Below are 22,958 nucleotides of genomic sequence, written 5' to 3'. Positions count from 1 at the left end.
CACGCGCCGCGCAGGCCCCGCCGGGCCGGCCCTGCGGGCGCCCGAACATTCGTCGCCGTAAACATAAGGAAAACCAAAATGCGCCGTTATCTCGCGATTGCTCTCGCTCTCTTCACGGTCACGCTGGCCGCATGCAACACGATGGCCGGCTTCGGTCAGGATCTTTCGAAGGGCGGCAACGCCATCACGAATTCGGCTGAAAAAGCCAAGTAAGCCTGCTGGAACGCCGGAACCGGCCGCATACAACGCTTAAGCGATGTGCGCGCCGGTTCCGGTCGCTTTACTGCCTCGTTTCGCTGCTTCTTTTGCAGCGCGTTTGACCCTCAGTTTGACCCTCAGCCGCGCGCGAACTCCCGCAGCCGCGCCACCTCCGCTTCCAGTTCCCGCACGCGCGCCTCGCGCCGCTGCGCTGCCGTCTCCATCTCGCGGATCCGTTCATCGCGCTCGTCGAGCGCCGCCTTCACGTCCGGTGCCTCGAAGCGCTGCGGAATATGCTGTGGGCAATTGCTGTCCCATGCCGTCACCGTGAAGCGGATCGCCCGCTCGGCGCGCGCCTTGTAGCCCGCCGGCATGAGCCGCTGGACCAGCGCCGCATCCTCCTCGACACGCGCCTCGCCCCAGATCTTGATACGCCTGCGCCGCGCGTAATCGATCAGGAACAGATACGCCTTCGGGTTGTCCGTCAAATTACCGAGCGTGATGTATTGCTGATTGCCGATGAAGTCCGCAAACGCGATCGTGCGCGCGTCAAGCACCCGCAAGAAACCCGCTGGGCCGCCGCGATGCTGGATGTACGGTTGGCCGTCGGCGTTCGCGGTGGCGAGGAACACGCTGCGCTGCGCCTCGATGAACGCGCTCACGTCCGCCGTGAGGTCGGTGCCAAAGCCGCGCTGCGTTTCCATGCGAGCATAGAGGTCGCGCGAGCCGAGCTGTGTCTGCATGGCCTTCACGGTGGGCGTAAACGCGATGTCGCTCGAATAGCGGATTGCGGACGTATTCATCTGCGGCTCCTTCGCTGCGTACTCTGGAGCCTGCAAGATAGATCCTTCCGCAGGGAAACAGAATCCGGCATCTGCTGGAATCATCCTCCCGAAATCCGGAAAGACGCGGACGTGCTGCGGATCGGGGCGAATCCGACGCGGCACTCGGCCATGTCGCGCCACCGCAAACCGCGAACGCGCTACCCTTGAAACTCGCGCCGCGCCGCGCCGCGCGAGTCCACTCACCGCTTCGGCCGTCTGTTGCGCCGAGGCACCGGCAGGGAGACAAGCATGTCGAACATGATCTGGGTCGTCGTCGCCAACCGCGTGACCGCACGTATCTTCGCGACGGAAAGCCCGCTGGGCGCCATCGAGGAAATCGAAACCCTGCTCCATCCGGAAAGCCGCGTGCGCGAGCAGAGCCTCGTAACCGACCGCTCGGGGCGCACCGAGCGCTCCTCCGCCGGCCGCCAGCAGAGCGATCCCGACACCACGCACCATGAACGCGAGACCAGCCTGTTCGCCGCACAGGTCGCGACCACGCTGGGCCAGGCGCGCCACGCGGGCCGCTACGGCACGCTCGTGCTGGCCGCGCCGCCGGCGTTCCTCGGCGCGCTGCGCAAAGCGCTCGATGCCCAAACGCGCAGCCTCGTCACGCTCGAGCTCGACAAGGACCTCGTGCTGCTCGACGTGCGCGCGCTGCGCACGCATTTTCCGGAGCGCCTCGTGCGGGCGCAGGTCTGAAGCGCATCAGCCGATATCGATCACGACGCGCCCCTGCGTGCCCGCCGCAACCGCCTCATACGCTTCGCGCGCGCGTTCGAGCGGATAGTGCGCGGCTACGACCGGCGCGACGAAGCGCCCCGCGTCGAAGGCCTCGGCGAGCGCGCGCATGATCGGCGCGGCCTCGGCGACGCCCAGCTTGGCGCTGTCGGCGCCCAGCAGCTGCGTCTCGTTGTGATAGAAGTCGATCAGGTCGAATTCGACGCGCCGCTTGCCCGTGGCGCTGATCTCGACCACCCGGCCGCGATGCCTCGCCAGCCCAAGCGCCAGCTCGAACGCGACGCCGCCCACGGCGTCGTACACCACATCCGCGCCCGCGCCACCGGTCAACTCGCGCACGCGCTGCGCCGTGTCGGCGTCCATCGGCACGAAGACGTCGATCAAGCGCGCCGCGGGCGACTCCGCAGCCGGCGCCTCGCGCCCAATGCCTATCACGCGCGCGCCGCGCGCCTTCGCGATCTGCGTGACCGCCCCGCCCACGCCGCCCGACACGCCGATCACGGCGATCGTCTCGCCCTCGGCCAGTTGCGCGTAATCGACCGTGCCGAGCCACCCCACCACGAAATTCACGCCGATCGACGCGGCCTGCGCATGCGTGAGCGACGCGGGCTTGCGCACGAGCGCCTCGACCGGAATCTCGATGAACTCGGCATGCGTGCCGTCACGCGTGAAGCCGATATCGCCGCCCGTGCCCCAGACTTCGGCGCCGATCCAGTCGTTCGGGCCCGCCGTCACCACGCCGCTGAAATCGCGCCCCGGCACGCGCGGCGGCACGGTGTGATCGAAATGGCCTGAGACGTTCTTCACGTCGCTCGGATTGACCGACGCGCTCTTCACCCGCACGAGCGCGCTGCCGGGCGCGGGCGCAGGCGTGGGCAGATCGACGAGCGCGAGCACGTCGGGCGTACCAAAGGTCTTGAACTGGATGGCTTTCATGGGGTGACTCCGCGTGGATCATGCATGAAACGGCGTCTAGATTGCCGGCATGCAGTCGAGTAGACAGATGCTTTCGAATTTCGGACAAGAAGCGAGCAGCGCCGACGCCGCAACGCGCAGCGTACGCCTGCATCCCGCCAATTACCGGATTGCGTACGGTCACGCACAAAACCGCGCCTTTGCGGCTGCCCCGAAATGTCAGAATAGCCACGAACACGCAGACCGCATCCAAACATGAAAAAGCTGGAGTCCATCTCCGTGCTGCGCGCGATTGCCGCCACCACGGTCATCTACTTTCACATCATGGCGCCGACCGGGCACACGTTCGGCGAATTCGGCGTAGATATTTTTTTCGTGATTAGCGGTTTCGTCATCGCGCTCGTGCTGGACAGCCCCAAGATGACGACGCGGCGCTTCCTCACGGACCGCATTGCCCGCATCGTCCCGCTCTACTGGCTGCTGACGTTTGCCGTATTCGGCAGCGCCCTCATCGCGCCTTCCCTGTTCAATTCGACGACGGCCAACTTCGAAAGCCTGCTGAAGTCGCTGCTTTTCATTCCCTATCGCAAGGAAAGCGGCGCAATCTTTCCGATGCTGTTCGTCGGCTGGACGTTGAACTACGAAATGCTGTTCTACGCGGTGACGGTCATTTCGCTGATGCTGACGCGCCGTCACCGGCTGCCGTTCGTGGCCGCGCTGATCTTCGCGATTTTTTGCGCGTCAACGGCATGGCGTACGCACAGTGCGATTGCCGAATTTTATTCGGATCCACGCATATTCGAATTCCCGCTCGGCTTCGTGATCTACCGGCTCTGGAAATTCGGTCTGCCGAACCAACCCGTGCTGGCCATCGGCATATCGGTCGCTGCCTTTGTATGGATGGCGTACGTGAACTGGCACGGCGTTTCGCACTACATGCTGCTGTATTACGGCATTCCGGCTTGCCTGATGGTCGCCTGCAGCCTGAGTCTCGAATCGGCAATGGGCTCGGGCCTGTCGACGCGCGCAGCGATCTTCGTCGGCAACGCCAGCTATGCCGTCTATCTGAGCCATCCATACTGCGTCGAGGCCGCGCGCAAGCTGCTGCCCAAAGCGATTCCAGGCTTCGAGGCCACTGCGCCGCTTGGCGTGGTGGTCATCATCGTCATGGCGACTGCGGTAGGCGGCGCACTCTACGTGCTCGTCGACAAGCCGCTGCACGCGCGCGCACGCCGGCTGCTGCAGTCGGTACCGGCTATATCGCTGCGCCGATCCGCAAACGCCGGCTTGAACCGCACGCGCGTGAGCGCCGACGAAGAAGCGCCGCGCAACGTCCCGGTCAAACACGACGCAGGCTGACTTGCGAAGCGCGCGCGATCGGCGCGCCATGCGCAGCGGCTTCCTGCCCACATTTCCCTTCTTTTCAGAGCGCGTTCAACGGAATCTTGAGATAGCGCACGCCATTGTCTTCGGGCTCGGGCATGCGCCCTGCGCGGATGTTCACCTGGATCGACGGCAGGATCAGGTTGGGCATGGCAAGCGTGCGGTCGCGCGCGGTGCGCATCTGCACGAAGGCTTCCTCGGTCACGCCGTCGTTCAGGTGGATGTTGGCGCGGCGCTGGTCGCCCACGGTGGTCTCGAAGCACGGGCCGCGCGACTCGGGCGGGTAGTCGTGGCACATGAAGAGGCGCGTCTCGCCCGGCAGATCCAGCAGTTTGCGCACCGAGCGGTACAGCGTGTGCGCGTCGCCGCCCGGAAAGTCGCAGCGCGCCGAGCCCACGTCGGGCATGAACAGCGTGTCGCCCACAAACACCGCGTCGCCGATCTGATACGCGAGGTCCGCCGGCGTGTGCCCCGGCACGTGCATCGCGCGCGCCGCGAGCGGGCCGACTTCGAAGCGCTCCTCGTCCTTGAAGAGGTGGTCGAATTCGCTGCCGTCGGCGGTCACTGTCGCGCCCAGGTTGAAGACCGCGCGGAACACGCCCTGCACGTGGCGAATGTGCTCGCCAATCGAGATCTTGCCGCCCAGTTGCTGCTTCAGGTACGGCGCTGCCGAAAGATGGTCGGCGTGCGCATGCGTCTCCAGCAGCCATTGCGTCGAAAGCGCGTGCTCGCGCACGAACGCGGCCACGCGGTCGGCCGATTCCGTGGACGTGCGCCCCGACTTCGGGTCGTAGTCGAGCACCGGATCGACGATGGCGCACGCCGAACCGCGCCCCGAATGCACCACGTAGGTGACGGTGGACGTGACCGGGTCGAAGAGCGGCTCGACGAGCGTGGCGGGGGTAGCGGGTGTAACCGCGACGGGGGCGGACTCGGACATCGGAAACTCCTGGCCTACGATTTATTGAACGACATATTATTAATTGATATAATGTTTGTCAATGAACTGTCGGTTGGTGCACGTCAACCTCTGTGCTCATCGCTCCATTGCGCGTCGGACGCCTACATACATGAACCCATCACTCACCTCTGAAGCGCGCGAGGCGCTGCGCGAATCCGCCGAGAAGTGCTGTGCGCTGCTCAAGGCGCTCGCGCACGAAGACCGCCTGCTGCTCTTGTGCCAGCTCACCGAAGGCGAGCGCAACGTGGGCGAGCTCGAAGCGCTGGTCGGCGTGCATCAGCCGAGCCTCTCGCAGCATCTCGGCGTGCTGCGCGAGGAGGGCCTCGTCGAGACGCGCCGCGAAGGCAAGTACATCTACTATCGCCTCGCGAGTCACGAGGTCATCCAGGTCATGCAGACGCTTTCCAGCCTTTACTGCGGGCGGCTGAAGGCAACTGCGGTACGTTCGGACTCGCCGGCAGAGCCTTCGGCATGAGCCTCGACCTCGCCCACTTCACGCCGTTCGCCTCCCTCGCCGGCGGCCTCATGATCGGCGCGGCCGCCGCGCTCCTCGTGCTCGGCAACGGGCGCGTCGCGGGCATCAGCGGCATCGTCGGCACGCTGCTGCAAGGCGCGCGCGCGGAACTCGGGGGGCGCGCCTGGCGTCTCGCGTTCATCGCCGGCCTCGCCGCCGCGCCGTGGCTCTGGCGGCTTGTCTGCGGCGCCGGCAGCTCGGCCTTGTCGCCCACCATCGATGCCTCGCCCGCCACGCTCGTCGTCGCCGGGCTGCTGGTGGGCCTGGGCACGCGCTACGCTTCGGGCTGCACGAGCGGCCACGGTGTGTGCGGCATCGCGCGCGGCTCGCTGCGCTCGCTCGCCGCCACCGGCGCCTTCATGGCCGCCGGCTTCGTCACCGTGTTCGCGGTGCGCCACCTCGTGGGAGGCTGAGATGGGCAACACCCCGCGCAACTTCGTCGCCTTCGCCAGCGGCCTGCTTTTCGGCCTCGGCTTGATCGTTTCGGGCATGGCGAACCCGGCCAAGGTGCTAGCCTTTCTCGATCTGGCCGGGCGCTGGGATCCATCGCTCGCCTTCGTGATGGCGGGCGCCATTGCCATCGCGGGCATCGGCTTTCGCCTCGCGCGCGCTCGTTCCACCAGCGTGCTCGGCGCGCCCATGCAGTTGCCCACGGCACGCCGCATCGATCCACGTTTGATCGCGGGCGCGCTCGTCTTCGGCGCGGGCTGGGGCCTCGTGGGCTTCTGCCCCGGCCCCGCGCTCGTCAGCGCCGCGAGCGGCCAGCCGCGCGCGTGGCTCTTCGTGGCCGCGATGCTCGCGGGCATGGCGCTCTTCGCCGCGCTCGAGCGCGTGGCCGCGCAGCGCCGTCAATCTTCAAGCTAGTCAGGAGTTTTTGAGTCCATGCAAATCGTGCAACACGACGCGCGCTTCGCCAGCGCCGACCAGATCACGCCCGCCGACCTCGCCGAGATTGCCGCAGCGGGCTACCGCTCGATCATCTGCAACCGGCCCGATGGCGAAGGCGGCCCCACGCAACCGGCTTCGGCCCAGATCCGCGAAGCCGCGAAGCAGCTTGGCCTGCAATTCGCGTATCTGCCCGTCACGCCCGGCAAGATCGGCCCCGACGAAGTCGCGCGCTTCGAGCAACTGCTCGCCGACATGCCGGCCCCCGTGCTCGCGTACTGCCGCACCGGCAACCGCGCGACCAATCTGTGGCAGTTCGCGCAGGCGAACGCGCAAGCCCATCCCGTTCCCGCGCCGGTCGAGGCGGGCCACCCGGCCGCCGCCACATGGGACTCGGATAACGCCGCTGACAAAAACGCCGCGCAAAGCGGCGACAAAGCCGCCGCGGCGGGCGGCACGGGCAAGCGCTGGGACGTCGTCGTGATCGGCGGCGGCTCCGCGGGCATCAGCGTGTGCGCGAGCCTGCTGCGCCGCCAGCCGGGCTTGAGCATCGCGATCGTCGAGCCCAAGGATCACCACGACTACCAGCCCGCATGGACGCTCGTCGGCGGCGGCGCCTTCGACGTGAAGAAAACGCGCCGCCCGATGGCGAGCGTGATCCCGCGCGGCGCGACGTGGATCCGCGCGGCGGCCGAGCGCGTCGAGCCGCATGCGGACCTCGTGCGCCTCTCGAACGGCGAGACCCTGGCCTACCGCCAGCTCATCGTCGCGCCCGGGTTGCGCCTCGCGTGGGAGCGCATCGACGGGCTCGAAGCGACGCTCGGCCAGAACGGCGTCACCTCGAACTACCGCTACGATCTCGCGCCCTACACGTGGGAGCTCGTGCAGAACATGCGCGACGGCACGGCGCTCTTCACGCAGCCGGCCATGCCGATCAAATGCGCGGGCGCGCCGCAAAAGGCCCTGTATCTGGCCTGCGACCACTGGCTCAGAAGCGGCGTGCTCAGCAAGGTGAACGTGGAATTCGATCTCGCCGGCGCGGTGCTGTTCGGCGTGCCGACCTTCGTGCCGCCGCTCATGGAGTACGTGAAGCGCTACGACGCGAAGCTCGCGTTCTCGTCGAATCTCGTCGCCATCGACGGGCCCGCGCGCCGCGCCACCTTCGAAGCGAAGGACGCCGACGGCAACGTCACGCGCATCGAAAAGCGCTTCGACATGATCCACGTGGTGCCGCCGCAGGTGCCGCCCGACTTCATCCGCGACAGCGAGCTCGCCGACGCGGCGGGCTGGTGCGAAGTCGATCACGCCACGCTCCAGCATCCGCGCTGGCTCAACGTGTTCTCGCTCGGCGACGTATGCTCGGCGCCCAACGCGAAGACGGCGGCGGCGGCGCGCAAGCAGGCGGTGATCGTCGCGGAGAACCTGCTCGCCGTGCGCGCGGGCCAGCCGCCGCGCTACCGCTACGACGGCTATGGCTCGTGCCCGCTCACAGTCGAGAAAGGCAAGGTCGTGCTGGCCGAGTTCGGCTACGGCGGCAAGCTGCTGCCCACCTTTGCGCTCGAACCCACGCGGCCGCGCCGCCTCATGTGGTTCCTCAAGGCCACCGTGCTGCCGCGCTTTTACTGGAGCGGCATGCTCAAGGGCCGCGAGTGGTTCACCGGGGCGCAGGCGTCCGAGGCGCAACACTGAAGCGCTAAAGCGCCAACTCTGGTCGACAAGGAGACCACCGCCCATGGACCCCACCACCCTCGCGAGCGCCGCGCTCGGCTCGGTCGTCGGGCTTATTCTCGCGCTCACGGGCGCAGGCGGAGCCATTGTCGCCGTGCCGCTGCTCGTGTTCGGCCTCGGGCTCGGCGTCGCGCAAGCCGCGCCCATCGGGCTCTTCGCGGTCGCGCTCGCGGCGGGCATCGGCGCCCTGCTCGCGCTGCGCGAAGGCAAGGTGCGTTACAAGGCCGCCGCGCTGATGGCCGCCACCGGCGCGGTCATCTCGCCCGCGGGGCTGTGGGTCGCGCACCGCGTGCCCGACGCGCCGCTCACGCTCGTGTTCGCACTGGTGATGGCGCGCGTGGCGTGGCGCATGTTCCGCCAAAAGCGCGGTCAGGAAAACGGTGATGCGCACGACCTGCACGGCGGCGCAGAACCCTGCCCATCGGACCTGCCGTGCCGCCTGAACCTCGAACGCGGCAAGCTCGACTGGACCGCTCCCTGCGCGCGGGCGCTCGCGCTCTCGGGCGCGACGGCCGGCTTTCTCTCGGGGCTGCTCGGCGTGGGCGGCGGCTTCGTGATCGTGCCCGCGCTCAAGCGCGCGTCGGATATTCCGATGCAGGGCATCGTGGCCACTTCGCTCGCGGTGATCGCGCTGGTCTCGACGGCGGGCGTGGCCGCATCGGCGGCCAGTGGCCATATGCTCTGGCTCAACGCCCTGCCATTCGCGGCGGGCGCGCTCGCCGGCATGCTGGGCGGACGCGGCTTCGCGCGGCACGTGAGCGGTGCGCGGCTGCAGCAGTCGTTCGCGGTGTTCGCGGGCTGCGTGGCGCTAGGCATGGCCGTGAAGGCCGTTCATGCGATCGCGCTTGCGGGCGGGATCTGAAACAGGCGCGCAACCCGCGCCCGCCCAAATCAACCTTCGAAATCGAGCCCGCCCAGCAGCACTTCCGGCTCGCCTTGCGTGCGCGAGGCGAAGTCCAGCGGGCGCGCGGTCTCCCACGAAGCCAACTTGCGCCCAAGCGCGTCCAGATAATGCGCGAAGCGCGCCTCGCCGCCGGGCGCCATGAGGCGCTCGATCTCGTCGACGTCCCACGTGAGCGACACATTCAACGCAAACGCAAAGGGATGCCGAAGCTCGCTCGGCACACCTTGAATACGCACGCGCGTGGGATGCCCGCGCCCCTCGCCCGGCACGACCTCCACGCGCATCGCAGAGCCGAAATGGCTCGCGAGCGCGGCAGCGATGCGCGGCGCGAATTCAACTTCGAAACGGTAAGCGGCTGCGCTAGTCATGCGCGGGTGTCTCCAATTTTGGGTGTTTTATGTTTCCGGTATCAGACTGTCTCACGAGCCCGGCGCGTCGCCAGGAGGGTAGCGCGCAGCCCTTCGAACGAATAGAGCGCGAGCGCGACCCAGATCGCCGCGTAGCCGATTGCGCGCACCGAGCCGAACGGTTCGCCGTACACGAGCACGCCGGTGAGCAGCTGGAGCGTGGGCGTGACGTACTGAATCAGGCCGAGCATCGACAGCTGAATGCGCCGCGCCGCCGCTGCGAAGAGCAGCAGCGGCACCGCGGTGATCGGCCCGGCGGCGACCAGCAGCAGCTTGATTCCGAGCGACGCAGACCCGAAATGGCTCGCGCCGGCCATGCCGATAATTGACAAATAGACGATGGCGATGGGAAACAGCAGCACCGTCTCGAGCGCGAGCCCTTCGAGCGCGCCGAGCTGCGCGGTCTTGCGCAACAGGCCATAGCCGCCGAAGGTCAGCGCCAGTGCGAGGCTGATCCACGGCGGCGCGCCGTTCTGCCACGTGAGCCACGCCACGCCGAGCGCCGCGACCGCTACAGCGCACCACTGGATCGCCCGCAGCCGTTCGCGCAGGAACGCATAGCCGAACAGCACGTTGATGAGCGGATTGATGAAATAGCCAAGGCTCGCCTCGACGATATGCCCCGCGTTCACGGCCCAGATGTAGATGCCCCAGTTGGCCGAGAGCAGCACGGCGCTCGCGGCGAAGCGCGCGATGAGGCGCTTGTCGCTCAGCGCGGGCCGCAGCCATGCCCAGCGATGCCGCACCAGCAGCACGAGGACGATGAACACGAGCGACCACGCCATGCGATGCGCGAGCATCTCGAGCGCGGGAATCTGGTGGAGCGTCTTGAAGTAGACGGGAAAGAGGCCCCAGATGGTGAAGGCGCACAGGGCGTAGGCGATGCCGGGATTCATGAGTGGTTTTATCGAGGCGAGGCGAGGCGAGGCGGGCAACCGGCGCTGTTATTCCGCGAATTTCGGAGGCGATTCAAACCGACCCCAGCGCCGATCCGCCGGTTTTGCGACAATAGCGGATTTTCGCCGCCAGCCTTTGCCGCTGTCCAGCCTGACGCTACGCTCTGTTTGGGTATGCGTGAGCGTTGCCGCGTCATCCGCGAGGCATGAATCCGCGGCCCAGGCGGCCCCATCTTTTGAACAGGAAAGCTGCGCGTTTTCGTGCAGGCCCGCGATGGTCCTACCTCATATCGATCCGCTTTATTCGCTCTCCGGCCTGCTGGTCGGGTTTCTGGTCGGCCTGACTGGCGTGGGCGGCGGCTCGCTGATGACACCGATCCTCGTGCTGCTGTTCCATGTGCATCCCGCCACCGCCGTGGGCACCGACCTGCTCTACGCGGCGGCGACCAAGTCGGCGGGCACGCTCGTGCACGGGCTCAAGGGCTCAGTGGACTGGCGCGTGACGCTGCGCCTCGCGATGGGCAGCGTGCCGGCGGCCACCATCACGCTGATCCTGCTGCACCGCTACGGCATGGACACGCCGCGCGCCGGGCATCTGATCCAGTCGGTGCTGGGGGCCGCGCTGCTGATCACCGCCGTCGCGCTGATCTTCCGGCCGCAGCTCGCCGCGTTCGCGTCGCGCCATCGCCACGGCCCCAGCGAGGCGCGCACGCTGTTCTTCACGATCTTCACGGGCGCGGTGCTGGGCGTGCTGGTGTCGCTGACCTCGGTGGGCGCGGGCGCGATCGGCGTGACCGTGCTTCTGCTGCTCTATCCGACGCTGCCGACCCTGCGCATCATCGGCTCAGATGTGGCGCACGCCGTGCCGCTCACGCTGCTCGCGGGCGCGGGGCACTGGCTGCTCGGCTCGATCGACTGGTCGATGCTGCTCTCGCTGCTGTGCGGCTCGCTGCCCGGCATCGCGATCGGCAGCATGCTCTCCTCGCGCGCACCCGAAAAGCTGCTGCGCGGCCTGCTCGCCGCGACCCTCACGCTCGTGGGCGCGCGCCTCGTGCTGGCCTGACGGGCGCGGCGGCGCATCCACGCGCCGTCCGGCGCGCCCAGGCCCACCCTCTTGAACAATGCGCCGTGCACGCCGTAAGCCCGCAAGCCTGCAGGGCACCCGCGCGGTGCGTCCGCCGGCCCACGTCCCAGCGCCGCTCAGGCGTACGGCGCGCTATTGAAGAAGCGTCCGTTCAGGTCGGTCTCGAACTGACGCAGCCACTGGCCACGCGCGTCGATGCGGTAGGCCTGTGCCCAGCCTCCGCGCCGCACGACCACGAGCTCGCTGTGCTCGGGATCGTCGGGATCGGTTTCTCCATGCACGTCGAAGTGAATCGGAGCAAAGCCGTGCCGCGCGCACGCCAGCTCAAACGCCGCCCGGTCGACGAGCGGCAAATCGGTATAGCTATGAATAATCATGGCATTTCCCCGCAATGAAGCCGTGCGCGGTTCTGTAGAGTCCGCGCAACTACAACGTATACCCCTAATCACGGGAGTGTGGTGTGTCAGCCCACATAGGCAAGCGGGGCATCGGTCGACAACGCCGCACAGCTGGCAAAAAAAAGCCCCGGCAACCTGCCGGGGCCTTCCGCACGGATCGTGCCCGTGCCTTGCCTGCTTGCTTGCTTTACCTGCGGATGTTACTGCTGCATGACCGTCAGCTTGTTCGACACCGACTTCACGCCAGCCACACCCTGTGCGACCTCGCCTGCCTTGTCGATCTGCGCCTGGGCGGGCACCGAGCCCGTGAGCGAGACAGCACCGTTGTGCGAGCGCACGGTGATGTTCGAAACGTCGATGCCCTGCGTCCTCGAGAGCGCCTTGCGCACCGAGTAGCCGAGCTTGCGGTCGACCTTCTTGCTCGAGGTCGGGGCCGCTGCCGCCGGAGCCGCTGCCGTTGCGGCTGCCGCGCCGCTCGCCGCCGAATTGTCTTGGGCGTACACGCTGCAGGCGACCGTCACGCAGGCTACTGCCGTCAGCGTCTTCAGAAAAGCGACCGATTTCATGTTTTCTCCTTGTTGCTTTCGCGTTGTTGCTTCGCTCGTTGCGAGGATAGACCGCCTTCCCGAGCGAACGGACTGGCCGTCCGCCAGATCCGGTCCGGCGGTTTCGTTACGACACCCACGGGCAGCGGGCGAGCACGCGAAACGCGCGCCCGGACACTGCCATGGTCCGGACACGCTGCTGCGAGAGGCAAGGATTGGGTGGCACGCGACGGCGCATTGGACCGTCCCGACGGCAATGGCGGCGCGCGGCGGCTGTTCCGGTCTGTTATATCGCCGGTAGCCCGCGCCTGCTTCGATTGCCTGATTACGCCTGGTAGTTTGTTATGGGTTGCACGGCCTCGTGGCGCGTGCCTCACGGCGCAAGCGCCATGGCGACCCACAATTTAGCCTGGGTGAGGCACGAGTGCAAAGGGTTTAGCGGTCCGGGCCGCGCCGGACATGCCGTTGCAACGTCCAATCTCAGGTAACATCGGCTGGCATAGCGGCGCGGGCACGCTTTTCGGCACTACCCCGGACGCAACCCTGGACACACCGCGCCGCGCAACTTTCCCCTGAATTTCCCGAGGCCCCAGCCCTTCCCCAATGAAGTTCCCCACCGGCCGCAAACCTCCTACCCGTCTCGTCGCGCGCTTCGTGGCGATTTCATGGCGCGACCTGGCGGTCTCGTTCGGCCCCATCCTGTTGATCAGCGCCGCTGCGATCTGGCTGGCCGTGCGCCTGATCCAGCCCGCCCCGCCCAGCACGCTCACGCTGAGCGCAGGCCCCAAGGGCAGCACGTTCTGGAACGCCGCCCAGAAGTACAAGACGATCCTCGCGCACAACAACATCACCGTGAACGTGCTCGAATCGGAAGGCTCGGCGCAAAACCTCCAGCGGCTCGCCGACCCGGCCTCGCATGTGGACGTCGCATTCGTGCAGGATGGGCTCGCGAGCACGCCGCCCGAGGGCCTCGTCTCACTCGGCAGCGTGGCCTACGTGCCGCTCACGGTGTTCTATCACGGGCCGCCCGTGCGGCTGCTCTCCGAATTCGAAGGCGAGCGCATCGCCATCGGCGCCGAGGGCAGCGGCACACGCGAGCTCGCGCTCAAGCTGCTCAAGGCCAACGGCATCGAGCCGGGCGGCAAGACCAAACTGCTGCCGCTCTCGGGCGAGGACGCCGCACGCGCGCTCGTCGAGGGCAAGATCGACGTCACTTTCCTCGCGGGCGACTCCGCGCAGCCGCCGGTCATGGGCCGCCTGATGCGCATGCCGGGCGTGCGCTTCTTCGACTTCGCTCAAGCCGACGCCTATGCGCGACGCTTCCCGTACCTCACGGCCATCACGATCCCGATGGGCGCGTTCGATTTCGGGCGCAACCTGCCCGCGGCGCCGCTGCATTTCATCGCGCCTACGGCCGAGCTGGTGGCGCGCGATTCGCTCCATCCGGCGCTCTCCGATCTCCTGATCGAAGCGGCGAAGCAGGTGCACGGCAAGTCGACGCTGTTGCAGCGCGCCGGCGAATTCCCGGCGCCGCGCGCGCAGGACTTCCCGATCAGCGATGACGCCGCGCGCTACTACAAGTCGGGCAAGAGCTTCCTGTACCGCGTGCTGCCGTTCTGGCTCGCGAGCCTCGCCGACCGCCTGATCGTGGTGCTCGTGCCGATCATCGTGGTGCTGATCCCCGGCCTGCGGCTCGTGCCGAGCCTTTACGCGTGGCGGGTAAAATCGCGCATCTACCGCTGGTACGGCTCGCTCATCGCGCTCGAACGCGCCGCGAACGCCGACAACTCGCCCGCCGAGCGGCGCACGCTCACGCACCAGCTCGACAAGATCGAGGAGTCCGTGAACGGCATGAAGATGCCGCTCGCCTACGCGGGCCAGTTCTACGTGCTGCGCGAACACATCGGTTTCGTGCGCGAGCGGTTGCTGGCTGTGCGCGAGCGGCTGTCGGCCATGGACGATGAAACGGGCGATGAAGCGGGCGATGAAAGCGGCGACCATACCGGTGACCACAGCGGCGACGGCGTCCGGACTTGACCCACGCGCAGGCGCGCAAGGCAAACGCGCTGCGAAAAAAGCAGCACGCAGCAGCGAATTCGATCGATACTCGCAATCACTACTCGAAAAAGCGGGCCGCCGATGCGGTCCACAAGAAGCCCATATCGGAGGAACAGCATGATCAGCGGCATCGACGCCAACCGGCCAGCCTGGTTCTACGACTTCGTGTCGCCGTTCTCGTACCTGCTGCTGGAGCAATACGACAAATGGCCGGGCTTCGACTTTGCGCCCACGCCGGTGCTGCTGAGCGACCTGTACCGCCATTGGGGCACGCCGTATGGCTCGACGATTCCGGCCAAGCGCGTGTTCACCTACCGGCACGCGCTGTTTCGCGCGGAGCAGCTCGGCATTCCGTTCAAGATGCCGCCCGCGCATCCGTTCGACTCGATCAAGCCGATGCTGCTCGCCATCGCCGCCGGCGGCGAGTTCGCGTGCGTGCGCGAGATCTTCCGCTTCATCTGGCGCGAGGGGCGCGACCCGTCGAGCGAGGAGGGCTTCGAACAACTGTGCGAACGCGTAGGCATCGCGCACGGCGAAGCGATGATCGAACAGGAATCGGTGCGCGCGCAACTACGTCGCAACACCAACGACGCGATCTCGATGGGCGTGTTCGGCGTGCCCACCTTCTGGATGAACAAGCAGCTTTTCTGGGGCGAAGACACGCTGCCGATGGTGCTCTACTGCGCGCGCACGCCGAACTGGCTCGACTCGCGCGAGGTCAAGCGCATCAGCTCGCTGCCTTCGGGGCTCACGAAGCAGGACAAGGTGTAGAGCGGCTGTAATGCGGATATAGCGCGCACCGCGCTCCATCCGGCGGCACGGCGCTCGCGCCGGCCGCCCTGCTGATGCTGGTCATACCAGGCGCCCTATGGCGGCAGCGCACTCAGCGGAATATCGTTATGAATCAAGCTGCGCGCGAAACGTGCTGAAATGCGCGCGGCATTTCCCCCCCAGAGCATACGCATTGCCATGGACGACACTGCCCTATCCCTCGACATCTGGCTCGTGCGCGTGCTGCGCACGCTGCTGATCGAGCGCAGCGTCACGCAGGCCGCGCTGCGGCTGAATCAAACCCAGCCGGCAATCAGCACGGCGCTGCGTCGGCTGCGCGAAATTCTCGGCGACCCCATCCTCGTGCGCGGCAAAGCGGGCATGGTGCCGACCGAGTACGGCGAGTCGCTGCTGCAACACGCGCAGCGCGTGCTGCGCGACGTCGACTTCGTGGCCACGCCACACGGCGACTTCGATCCGGAGCGCTCGAAGCGCATCTTCCGCGTGGCCGCGCCCGACTATCTCAACGACTTCTTCATGCCGACGCTGATCTCCTGCTTTCGCGAAGCAGCGCCCTCGGCACGACTGGAGATCATTTCGCTGTCGCCCTCGCTCGATCATCACGCCGCGCTGGAGGCCGGCGAGATCGACATCGTGATCGGCAACTGGCCGAAGCCCGACCCGCACTTCCCGCGCAGCGACCTGTTCACCGACAAGATCGTCTGCATGATGCGCGCCGACCATCCGCTCGCGCGCGCGCCGCTCACGCGCGACGCGTATCTCGCGGCGGCGCATCTCGCACCCACGCCCTATACCGGCGCGAACGCGAGCCCCGTCGACATCGGCTTCGCGAAAGCCGGTGCGCACCGGCGCATCGTGGCGACGCTGCCCTACTTCGGGCTCGCGCCCCAGGTGCTGCTGCAATCGGATCTGATCTTCACGACCACACGCCGCTTTGCGACGCATTACGCGGGGCTTTTGCCGATCGCCGTGGCCGAACCGCCGCTGGCGTTTCCGCGCATTCGCTGCTATCAGATGTGGCATCCGCAACCGGACCGGCCGAGCGATATCGACTGGCTGCGCGGGTTGATCGACAAGGTGTCGGCGACGCTCACCGAACCGGCGAGGAAGGGGAAGGCGCGCAAGGCGGGGGCCGGCCGTCCGTCGGGTAATCCGGAATGACCATCAAGAGCGTGCATCAGAAGACGGCAGTGGCGCATCTGTTGCATCGAACGCTTCGCGAACCGCATGCACGATAGCTTCACCCAGGTTTGCCTCCTGGATAATCGGGAACTCCTTGCTTAGCTTGCCCGACACGCTCCAGTGATTGTCTCGTATCGACCGGATGATCCGGTCGATATCCAGATTCGGCCCATCAAGTAGTTCCTTCACTGAAGACCTCGCCCGATCCCAGTTTCGGATCAGTTCGGCCTCCTGACGCATCTCCGTGAGGATAGTTCTGTCAATCAACTCGGCAAGATATTCCACGTGAGCCGTGAGGTCGGGATAGCGCCACGTGAATGCCGCATCGTCGTAAGCACCAAATGTGAAGTTCGACTTCACACCGTCGCCGAACTCGCGGTGCGCCTCGAATCTCGCGTATTCCTCGTAACGTTGCATCAGTGGCCTGGACAGGACTTCGAGCACCTGGTCGTAAGCCGCAAGATGTTGAGGCTTACTGGTAATGGCCGATGAAACAGGCAGGACAAAGGGCCGCGGAACCGCGTTGTCGCGCCGCAGAATGTCGTTGATCAGGAAACGATGCACGCGGCCATTGCCATCGGCCAACGGGTGAATATAGACAAAACCAAACGACACCACTGCCGCCCGCGCGATCGTCGAGGCTCCCGTCGTGCGTGCCAGGAACGCATCGAGTCCATCGAGCATTCCGCCAACGTCCTCCCAGCGGGGAGCAATATAGTGGATGACGTTGAGGAAATGGTCTGTCGCACCAACAAACACGGGCGACTGCCTCAGACCGAAATGCTTGAGGGTCGTCCGTTCGCCGATGATTTCCCGTTGCAGTTCCGTGAGCGCGGCAATGTCTAATGGATTGGCATAGGTGCCCATGCGCGTTTCCATGACCGCCGCGAAGCGCTTGATTCGGTCTCTTTTGTCCGACTCGTGCTCGATCTGAAAACTGGCGCGGCTTTCCTTGAACGTCAGCCACACCGCACTGCGCCGCAGCACGTCGACACCGTACTCTGCCTGAAGCGCATCGAGTTGTGCCGCGCAATCGTAGGTTTCTGCTTTCCGCACGAGATCCGTGCGGCGCACAGTGACACAGAATTCGCGGTGGCCGGGTAAATTGTCACGCACGCGCCACCGTGAATTGTTGCGAGCAGACGTGCTGACCAGATAGGCACGCGGATCGAGCGCGTCCACATAACCGCCATTAGCCACCGCCGGAACCCCGGCGAGTTGACGACCCATCAGCCACTCGTACAGGAAGCCCACGCGCCGGGCATATTGGCCGGTTCGTTCAGCGAGAACCCAATCGCGAATCTCGGCTTCGGGAATAGCATTGAAAAGCCGGGCGAGCGGCTCCAGGAAAACGCCCTCATGCTTGAGCGCAAAGGTCAGATGGGCTGGCAGCGTATCGGCCGGCCTCATCGCCGCGGTATAGGCTTCCCTTACGGTGCCGTTATGCTGGATAGTCCGCCGTGTCGCGCCGATTTCGCTTTCAACCGGTTGCGGCTGCACGGGGTGCGCGTTGTATCGTTCGGCGAGCCAGCGGTAACCCACCCAGTCGTCCGACATTGATACATCCCCATTAATTTCGTTAACTGGCGAATAATTTCGTTAAGAATACCCCACTTCTCGATAAAAACGTTAACTCGCGACGCCCCCACCGCCCAACGCGCAGACAAAAAAACACCCCAAACGCAGGATGACATCCAACGTTTGGGGCTAGCTCACGGCAGAAACGAAACTTTTTCGCCTACTTTCCCCCGCTCGGGTTCAGGTGGACACTCGACCTCAAACTCGCGCGAACCTCTGCGCGCTCGCGGCATGACCCGCAGCGGCGTGCGGTACGCGCATCTGCATAAGCTGCGCAGCCACGGCAACCGCAATCGAAGAAGGCGCCTTGTCGACGATGCCAGGCACGCCGATCGGGCAAGTCATCTCGCTCATGCGTTCGGCCGCCACGCCGCGGTCGATCAGGCGGCGCTCGAATTTCACGCGCTTGGTCTTCGAACCGATCAGCCCGAACCACGAGAAGTCACCGCGCTCCATGATGCGCAAGGACAGGTCGAAATCGAGCGCGTGATTGTGAGTCATCACGATGAAGTACGCGCCCGGCGGCGCCTCGTCGACGATCGCGGCGGGGGTGTCGGTCGCCTCGATCTGCACGTTGGCCGGCACCTCGTCGGGAAAGAGCTCGTCGCGCTCGTCCACCCACTGCACCACGCACGGCAGCATGCCGAGCAGCGTGACCAGTGCATGGCCCACGTGCCCCGCGCCGAACAGCACGACATGCATCGGCCCATAGTGCGGCACCGGCGTGCCGCGCCGACCGATCACGACGCGCCCCGCGGCGTCGATCCGTTCACAGTGATTGGCGCTTTTATTCACACCGCTGGTCATCTGACGAGACTCCCTCAAAACATCACACTCAACCGCGCGCCATCGTCCGCACCGCGCGCACGCCCTTCAAGATTTCCTCGGCGGTCGCGGGCGCATTCATCGGCGGATTGAAGCGGTAGTCGGCCACGCTCGCCACGGCGTCGCGAAGCGCGAAGAACACCGAGAACGGCAGCAGCAGCGGCGGCTCGCCCACGGCCTTCGAACGATGGATGCTGTTCTCCACGTTGCTGTTCTTGAACAGCTTCACGTTGAACTCGACAGGCGTGTCGTTCACGGTCGGGATCTTGTAGGTGGACGGCGCGTGCGTCATGAGCTTGCCGTCCGGCTTCCACCACAGTTCCTCGGTCGTCAGCCAGCCCATGCCCTGAATGAAGCCGCCTTCCACCTGCCCCACGTCGAGCGCGGGGTTCAGCGAGTCGCCCGCGTCGTACAGCGCGTCGGCGCGCAGCACGCGCATTTCGCCCGTGAGCGTGTCGATCACGACCTCGGAAACCGCCGCGCCATACGCGTAATAGTAGAACGGGCGGCCTTGCAGCGTCTTCTGGTCCCAGTACAGCTTGGGCGTCGCGTAGAAGCCGTCCGACCACAGTTGCACGCGCGCGAAATAGGCCTTCGAAATAAGCGTCTCGAACGGCACGACCTCGTTGCCGACAATCACGGTGTCGTTGGCGAAGCGCACCTCGGCGGCGCTCACGCGGCCCTCGCCCCACGTGGCGGCGGCGAGCGTGGCAAGGCGCTCGCGCAGCTGGCGCGCGGCGTCCTGTGCGGCCTTGCCGTTCAGGTCGCTGCCCGTCGATGCGGCCGTGGCCGAGGTGTTGGCCACCTTGCTGGTGTCGGTGGCGGTCACGCGCACGCGGCCGAACTCGATGCCGAGCTCGTGCGCCACCACTTGCGCCACCTTGGTGTTCAGGCCCTGGCCCATTTCCGTGCCGCCGTGGTTCACGAGCACGGAACCGTCGGTGTAGATATGGACGAGCGCGCCCGCCTGGTTGAAGTGCGTGACGTTGAACGCGATACCGAACTTCACCGGCGTGAGCGCGATGCCCTTCTTGAGCACCTCGTTGTTCGCGTTGAATTCGCGGATCGCCGCGCGGCGCGCGTGATAGCCGCTCGTTTCCACGAGTTCGTCGATGAGCTCGTGAATCACGTTGTCTTCGAGCGTCTGGCCGTACGGCGTCGCGTTGTTGTCCGTCTTGCCGTAGAGGTTGCGCTTGCGCACGTCGAGCGAGTCAAGGCCGAGCGAGCGCGCGACGTCGTCGATGATGTACTCGATCGCGAACGCGCCCTGCGGGCCGCCGAAGCCGCGGAACGCGGTGTTCGACTGCGTGTTGGTCTTGCCGCAGTAGCCGGCGATGGAAACGTCGGGCAGCCAGTAGGTGTTGTCGAAGTGACAAACCGCGCGTGTCATCACCGGGCCGGACAGGTCGGCCGAGAAGCCGCAACGCGAAGTCATGTCGACCGAAATGCCGTCGATCGTGCCCTGGTCGTCGTAGCCCACTTCATACGTGTAGTGGAAGTCGTGGCGCTTGCCCGTGATCATCATGTCGTCGTCACGGTCCGGACGCAGCTTCACGGGGCACAGCAGCTTCCAGGCGGCGAGCGCCGCGCAGCACGCAAAAATGCCCGACTGCGATTCCTTGCCGCCGAAGCCGCCGCCCATGCGCCGGCATTCCACCAGCACGTTGTGCGAGTGCACGCCCAGCACGTGCGCGACCAGATGCTGCATTTCGCTCGGGTGCTGCGTCGAGCACAACACGTGCATGCCGTCGTCGTCCTTCGGTACCGCGTAGGCAATCTGGCCTTCCAGATAGAACTGCTCCTGGCCGCCCAGCAGCATTTCGCCCTCATGGCGGTGCGCGGCGCGCGCGGCGCGCGTCGAAGCATCGCCGCGAGCGAGCTTCATCGGCGGCAGCACGTATTGCTCGGCGGCACGCGCCTGCTGCGCGGTGAGCACGGCGGGCAATTCTTCGTATTGGACTTCGGCGCGGCGCGCGGCCTGGCGCGCGATGTCGTGCGAGGTCGCCACCACGATGAACATCGGCTGGCCCACGTACTGCACCACGCCATCGGCCAGAATCGGGTCGTCGTGGATGATCGGGCCGCAGTCGTTTACGCCCGGAATATCACCGGCGGTGAGCACAGCCACCACGCCCGGCGTCGCGCGCACCTTGGCGAGCTCCATCGAGACGATGCGCGCATGCGCCTTCTGCGAGAGGCCGAGCGCTGCGTGCAGCGTGCCCCCCACGAGCGGAATGTCGTCGGTGTAGGTGGCGCGCCCGCTCACGTGCAGGTGCGCCGATTCGTGCGCACGCGAGACGTGCACCTGCTTGAAATCTTCGAGCGCCTTCGCTTCTTCCAGGAACGGTTCGGCTTGCTGGTTCATTGTTTCGATCTCCGTATGTTGTCCGTTTCCTGGGGTCAGGCTGCGCTGTTTGCACATTCCGCCGCCACGGCGCGCACGTTGAGCGCCTGCGGTGCGAGCGGATTGTTCGGCCGCGTTTCGAGCCAGAAGCGATACAGCGTGTTCTTCGCCGATTCGAGGCGATAGTCGCTCGTCGCGCGCATGTCGGAGAGCGGTGCGTAGTCGTTGGCGAGCGCGATCATCGCTGCCTGCGCGGTGGCCTCGTGCCATTGCGCGTCGGCGAGCACGCCTTCGGCGTGGGTCGCGCGCTTGGGCGTCGCGGCCATGCCGCCGAACGCGATGCGCGGCTCGCGGATCGTGTCGCCGTCGGCGATGAACGAGTACGCGGCGCACACCGCCGAAATATCGGAGTCGAAGCGCTTCGAGATCTTATAGGTGCGGAACTGCAGGTTCGCACGCGCGCCGGTGCGCGTCGGCACCTTCAGCGCGAGCACGAATTCGTGCTCGGCCATGTCCTTCTTCTGATACGCGAGGTACAGGTCTTCGAGCGGCATCTCGCGCACCGTGTCGCCACCGCGCAGCACCACATGTGCGCCCAGCGCGATCAGGCCCGGCATCGAGTCGCCGATCGGCGAACCGTTCGCGACGTTGCCGCCGATCGTGCCCGCGTTGCGGATCGGCAGCGACGCAAAGCGCTGCCACATTTCTTCAAGCTCGGGATAGTGCTTCGCGAGCTCGGCGTAGCCGCGCTCGACGGTGACGCCCGCGCCGATCTCGATCCATTCGTCGCTCACGTCGATCTGGCGCATCGCCTCGACCTGGCCCACGTAGACGATGTCGCCGAGTTCGCGCATCTGCTTGGTGACCCACAGGCCGATGTCGGTGCTGCCGGCGAGAATGCGCGTATTGGGGCGCGCTTCCTTGATCGCGGCGAACGCGTCAACGGTACGCGGCGCGTCGTATTGCTGGCCGTCGTGCTCGTAATGGAAGGTCTCGCCGCGCTCGAGCGTGGCGAGCGTCTGCGAGAGCGACTTCACATCGACGGGCTGTTTCGGTCCGTCGATCTTGAACATCTGCTCGGCAGCGTCGAGGATCGGGCGATAGCCCGTGCAGCGGCACAGGTTGCCGGTCAGCGCGTTGGCGATCTCGTCGCGCGAGGGCACGCTGCAGGCTGCCTTGCCCGCACAACCCTGAGCCTGGCCCGCATGCTCGTGGCCATGTTTTTCGTAGAGCGACCACATCGACATGACGAAACCCGGCGTGCAGAAGCCGCATTGCGAGCCATGGCAATCCACCATCGCCTGCTGCACGGGGTGCAGCGAGCCGTCGGGCTGGCGCAGGTCTTCGACGGTGAAGAGCGCCTTGCCGTCGAGCGTCGGCAGGAACTGGATGCAGGCATTGACGGCCTTGAAGCTCACGCCGCCTTCGGCCGTGCGCTCGCCGACGACGACCGTGCACGCGCCGCAGTCGCCTTCAGCACAGCCCTCCTTGGTGCCGGTGCAGTGCGCGTCTTCGCGCAGGTACTGGAGAACGGTACGGGTGACGTCCGCGTCGCTGACTTCACGGATCGCGTTACGGTGATAAAAGCGGATCGGCTGACTCATGGTTTCTGTCTCGTCGTGTTCTGCGGCTCGCAGGACGCCCCAAATGGAGGTGCGTACGCCGCGCTTCTGTGGACGGTACGAAAATTAACACTGCCAATATCGAGAACCCATAGGCAGAGGTACATGGGGGTTATATCGTTACCGCGATGAATCATCAGGCCGTGCGCGGGCTGCGCTTATATGTCTGGAGGA

23 protein-coding genes are annotated in these 22,958 nt (G+C 66.1%); 12 read left to right on the top strand and 11 right to left on the bottom strand.

Going from position 1 to position 22,958, the window contains the following annotated elements; genetic code table 11:
- The first annotated feature begins 78 nt into the window (after positions 1–78).
- Positions 79–213, top strand: a complete 135-nt coding sequence (locus tag HV773_RS00785; protein ID WP_035526646.1) for an entericidin A/B family lipoprotein — start codon at positions 79–81, stop codon at positions 211–213.
- Positions 214–335: 122 nt separating this feature from the next.
- On the opposite strand, the gene HV773_RS00780 is transcribed toward HV773_RS00785, so the two are convergent.
- Positions 336–1,001, bottom strand: coding sequence for a pyridoxamine 5'-phosphate oxidase family protein (locus HV773_RS00780; protein WP_175194017.1), 666 nt, complete (start codon positions 999–1,001; stop codon positions 336–338).
- 270 nt (positions 1,002–1,271) lie between these two features.
- On the opposite strand from HV773_RS00780, the gene HV773_RS00775 reads away from it, so the two are divergent.
- Positions 1,272–1,724, top strand: a complete 453-nt coding sequence (locus HV773_RS00775; RefSeq protein ID WP_175194015.1) for a host attachment protein — start codon at positions 1,272–1,274, stop codon at positions 1,722–1,724.
- 6 nt (positions 1,725–1,730) lie between these two features.
- On the opposite strand, the gene HV773_RS00770 is transcribed toward HV773_RS00775, so the two are convergent.
- Positions 1,731–2,699 (bottom strand): quinone oxidoreductase family protein, encoded by a 969-nt coding sequence (locus HV773_RS00770; protein ID WP_175194013.1) that lies wholly within the window; start codon positions 2,697–2,699, stop codon positions 1,731–1,733.
- Positions 2,700–2,933: 234 nt separating this feature from the next.
- Between HV773_RS00770 and HV773_RS00765 the strand changes: the two genes are divergently transcribed.
- Complete coding sequence (locus HV773_RS00765) at positions 2,934–4,037, top strand: acyltransferase family protein (RefSeq protein WP_175194011.1); 1,104 nt, start codon at positions 2,934–2,936, stop codon at positions 4,035–4,037.
- Between the two features lie 64 nt (positions 4,038–4,101).
- Here the strand turns inward: HV773_RS00765 and HV773_RS00760 are convergent, their stop codons facing one another.
- Entirely contained in the window at positions 4,102–5,001 is a 900-nt protein-coding gene (locus HV773_RS00760; RefSeq protein WP_175194009.1) for an MBL fold metallo-hydrolase, read from the bottom strand.
- Positions 5,002–5,131: 130 nt separating this feature from the next.
- On the opposite strand from HV773_RS00760, the gene HV773_RS00755 reads away from it, so the two are divergent.
- The 5 genes from HV773_RS00755 to HV773_RS00735 are packed head-to-tail and all read left to right on the top strand — an operon-like array spanning position 5,132 to position 9,011.
- Positions 5,132–5,497, top strand: coding sequence for an ArsR/SmtB family transcription factor (locus HV773_RS00755; protein ID WP_129561314.1), 366 nt, complete (start codon positions 5,132–5,134; stop codon positions 5,495–5,497).
- A complete protein-coding gene (locus HV773_RS00750) occupies positions 5,494–5,949 on the top strand; it encodes a YeeE/YedE family protein (RefSeq protein WP_175194007.1) in 456 nt (151 codons plus the stop codon). The genes HV773_RS00755 and HV773_RS00750 overlap by 4 nt, the downstream gene beginning before the upstream one ends.
- A gap of 1 nt (position 5,950) precedes the next feature.
- A complete protein-coding gene (locus HV773_RS00745) occupies positions 5,951–6,400 on the top strand; it encodes a YeeE/YedE family protein (RefSeq protein ID WP_175194005.1) in 450 nt (149 codons plus the stop codon).
- An 18-nt stretch (positions 6,401–6,418) separates the two neighbouring features.
- Positions 6,419–8,110, top strand: a complete 1,692-nt coding sequence (locus HV773_RS00740; RefSeq protein WP_175194003.1) for a bifunctional protein tyrosine phosphatase family protein/NAD(P)/FAD-dependent oxidoreductase — start codon at positions 6,419–6,421, stop codon at positions 8,108–8,110.
- A gap of 43 nt (positions 8,111–8,153) precedes the next feature.
- The gene (locus HV773_RS00735) at positions 8,154–9,011 is read left to right on the top strand and encodes a sulfite exporter TauE/SafE family protein (RefSeq protein ID WP_175194001.1); all 858 of its coding nucleotides are present in this window, start codon (positions 8,154–8,156) and stop codon (positions 9,009–9,011) included.
- 29 nt (positions 9,012–9,040) lie between these two features.
- Here HV773_RS00735 and HV773_RS00730 read toward each other — a convergent pair whose 3' ends face one another.
- A complete protein-coding gene (locus HV773_RS00730) occupies positions 9,041–9,421 on the bottom strand; it encodes a DUF5594 family protein (RefSeq protein WP_175193999.1) in 381 nt (126 codons plus the stop codon).
- Positions 9,422–9,462: 41 nt separating this feature from the next.
- Positions 9,463–10,356: an EamA family transporter RarD gene (gene rarD / locus HV773_RS00725; protein ID WP_175193997.1), complete on the bottom strand. Its 894-nt coding sequence runs from the start codon at positions 10,354–10,356 to the stop codon at positions 9,463–9,465.
- Between the two features lie 274 nt (positions 10,357–10,630).
- Between rarD and HV773_RS00720 the strand changes: the two genes are divergently transcribed.
- Positions 10,631–11,419: a sulfite exporter TauE/SafE family protein gene (locus HV773_RS00720; protein ID WP_175193995.1), complete on the top strand. Its 789-nt coding sequence runs from the start codon at positions 10,631–10,633 to the stop codon at positions 11,417–11,419.
- A gap of 137 nt (positions 11,420–11,556) precedes the next feature.
- Here HV773_RS00720 and HV773_RS00715 read toward each other — a convergent pair whose 3' ends face one another.
- A complete protein-coding gene (locus tag HV773_RS00715; RefSeq protein ID WP_129561306.1) occupies positions 11,557–11,817 on the bottom strand; it encodes a hypothetical protein in 261 nt (86 codons plus the stop codon).
- Between the two features lie 221 nt (positions 11,818–12,038).
- Positions 12,039–12,404, bottom strand: coding sequence for a BON domain-containing protein (locus tag HV773_RS00710; RefSeq protein ID WP_175193993.1), 366 nt, complete (start codon positions 12,402–12,404; stop codon positions 12,039–12,041).
- Between the two features lie 582 nt (positions 12,405–12,986).
- Here HV773_RS00710 and HV773_RS00705 point away from each other — a divergent pair.
- From HV773_RS00705 to HV773_RS00695, 3 genes are all read left to right on the top strand, one after another.
- Positions 12,987–14,420, top strand: a complete 1,434-nt coding sequence (locus HV773_RS00705) for a TAXI family TRAP transporter solute-binding subunit (RefSeq protein ID WP_175193990.1) — start codon at positions 12,987–12,989, stop codon at positions 14,418–14,420.
- Positions 14,421–14,558: 138 nt separating this feature from the next.
- The gene (locus HV773_RS00700; RefSeq protein ID WP_129561303.1) at positions 14,559–15,212 is read left to right on the top strand and encodes a 2-hydroxychromene-2-carboxylate isomerase; all 654 of its coding nucleotides are present in this window, start codon (positions 14,559–14,561) and stop codon (positions 15,210–15,212) included.
- A 198-nt stretch (positions 15,213–15,410) separates the two neighbouring features.
- Complete coding sequence (locus HV773_RS00695) at positions 15,411–16,394, top strand: LysR family transcriptional regulator (RefSeq protein ID WP_129561302.1); 984 nt, start codon at positions 15,411–15,413, stop codon at positions 16,392–16,394.
- A 3-nt stretch (positions 16,395–16,397) separates the two neighbouring features.
- Here the strand turns inward: HV773_RS00695 and HV773_RS00690 are convergent, their stop codons facing one another.
- From HV773_RS00690 to xdhA, 4 genes are all read right to left on the bottom strand, one after another.
- Complete coding sequence (locus HV773_RS00690; RefSeq protein WP_175193988.1) at positions 16,398–17,972, bottom strand: Fic family protein; 1,575 nt, start codon at positions 17,970–17,972, stop codon at positions 16,398–16,400.
- 219 nt (positions 17,973–18,191) lie between these two features.
- Positions 18,192–18,800 carry a xanthine dehydrogenase accessory protein XdhC gene (xdhC, locus tag HV773_RS00685; RefSeq protein ID WP_175193986.1) on the bottom strand — a complete coding sequence of 203 codons (609 nt, stop codon included), beginning with the start codon at positions 18,798–18,800 and terminating at the stop codon, positions 18,192–18,194.
- A 28-nt stretch (positions 18,801–18,828) separates the two neighbouring features.
- On the bottom strand, positions 18,829–21,183 hold the full coding sequence (xdhB, locus tag HV773_RS00680; RefSeq protein ID WP_129561299.1) for a xanthine dehydrogenase molybdopterin binding subunit: 2,355 nt from the start codon (positions 21,181–21,183) through the stop codon (positions 18,829–18,831).
- A 35-nt stretch (positions 21,184–21,218) separates the two neighbouring features.
- Positions 21,219–22,766 (bottom strand): xanthine dehydrogenase small subunit, encoded by a 1,548-nt coding sequence (gene xdhA / locus HV773_RS00675; RefSeq protein WP_175193984.1) that lies wholly within the window; start codon positions 22,764–22,766, stop codon positions 21,219–21,221.
- Between the last annotated feature and the right edge of the window lie 192 nt (positions 22,767–22,958).

The sequence above is a fragment of the Paraburkholderia caffeinitolerans genome, assembly GCF_902859945.1.
GTDB classification, from domain to species: Bacteria; Pseudomonadota; Gammaproteobacteria; order Burkholderiales; family Burkholderiaceae; genus Paraburkholderia; species Paraburkholderia caffeinitolerans.
Note: the sequence above shows the minus strand (reverse complement) of the source record. Positions and strands in the feature narration are given on the sequence as shown.

Coding starts and splice junctions, on each gene's coding strand:
- HV773_RS00735 (WP_175194001.1), top strand. CDS start 8,154: ATGGACCCCACCACCCTCGCGAGCGCCGCGCTCGGCTCGGTCGTCGGG.
- xdhC (WP_175193986.1), bottom strand. CDS start 18,800: ATGACCAGCGGTGTGAATAAAAGCGCCAATCACTGTGAACGGATCGAC.
- HV773_RS00760 (WP_175194009.1), bottom strand. CDS start 5,001: ATGTCCGAGTCCGCCCCCGTCGCGGTTACACCCGCTACCCCCGCCACG.
- xdhB (WP_129561299.1), bottom strand. CDS start 21,183: ATGAACCAGCAAGCCGAACCGTTCCTGGAAGAAGCGAAGGCGCTCGAA.
- HV773_RS00695 (WP_129561302.1), top strand. CDS start 15,411: ATGGACGACACTGCCCTATCCCTCGACATCTGGCTCGTGCGCGTGCTG.
- HV773_RS00720 (WP_175193995.1), top strand. CDS start 10,631: ATGGTCCTACCTCATATCGATCCGCTTTATTCGCTCTCCGGCCTGCTG.
- HV773_RS00765 (WP_175194011.1), top strand. CDS start 2,934: ATGAAAAAGCTGGAGTCCATCTCCGTGCTGCGCGCGATTGCCGCCACC.
- HV773_RS00705 (WP_175193990.1), top strand. CDS start 12,987: ATGAAGTTCCCCACCGGCCGCAAACCTCCTACCCGTCTCGTCGCGCGC.
- HV773_RS00700 (WP_129561303.1), top strand. CDS start 14,559: ATGATCAGCGGCATCGACGCCAACCGGCCAGCCTGGTTCTACGACTTC.
- HV773_RS00770 (WP_175194013.1), bottom strand. CDS start 2,699: ATGAAAGCCATCCAGTTCAAGACCTTTGGTACGCCCGACGTGCTCGCG.
- HV773_RS00710 (WP_175193993.1), bottom strand. CDS start 12,404: ATGAAATCGGTCGCTTTTCTGAAGACGCTGACGGCAGTAGCCTGCGTG.
- rarD (WP_175193997.1), bottom strand. CDS start 10,356: ATGAATCCCGGCATCGCCTACGCCCTGTGCGCCTTCACCATCTGGGGC.
- HV773_RS00750 (WP_175194007.1), top strand. CDS start 5,494: ATGAGCCTCGACCTCGCCCACTTCACGCCGTTCGCCTCCCTCGCCGGC.
- xdhA (WP_175193984.1), bottom strand. CDS start 22,766: ATGAGTCAGCCGATCCGCTTTTATCACCGTAACGCGATCCGTGAAGTC.
- HV773_RS00745 (WP_175194005.1), top strand. CDS start 5,951: ATGGGCAACACCCCGCGCAACTTCGTCGCCTTCGCCAGCGGCCTGCTT.
- HV773_RS00775 (WP_175194015.1), top strand. CDS start 1,272: ATGTCGAACATGATCTGGGTCGTCGTCGCCAACCGCGTGACCGCACGT.
- HV773_RS00715 (WP_129561306.1), bottom strand. CDS start 11,817: ATGATTATTCATAGCTATACCGATTTGCCGCTCGTCGACCGGGCGGCG.
- HV773_RS00690 (WP_175193988.1), bottom strand. CDS start 17,972: ATGTCGGACGACTGGGTGGGTTACCGCTGGCTCGCCGAACGATACAAC.
- HV773_RS00730 (WP_175193999.1), bottom strand. CDS start 9,421: ATGACTAGCGCAGCCGCTTACCGTTTCGAAGTTGAATTCGCGCCGCGC.
- HV773_RS00780 (WP_175194017.1), bottom strand. CDS start 1,001: ATGAATACGTCCGCAATCCGCTATTCGAGCGACATCGCGTTTACGCCC.
- HV773_RS00785 (WP_035526646.1), top strand. CDS start 79: ATGCGCCGTTATCTCGCGATTGCTCTCGCTCTCTTCACGGTCACGCTG.
- HV773_RS00740 (WP_175194003.1), top strand. CDS start 6,419: ATGCAAATCGTGCAACACGACGCGCGCTTCGCCAGCGCCGACCAGATC.
- HV773_RS00755 (WP_129561314.1), top strand. CDS start 5,132: ATGAACCCATCACTCACCTCTGAAGCGCGCGAGGCGCTGCGCGAATCC.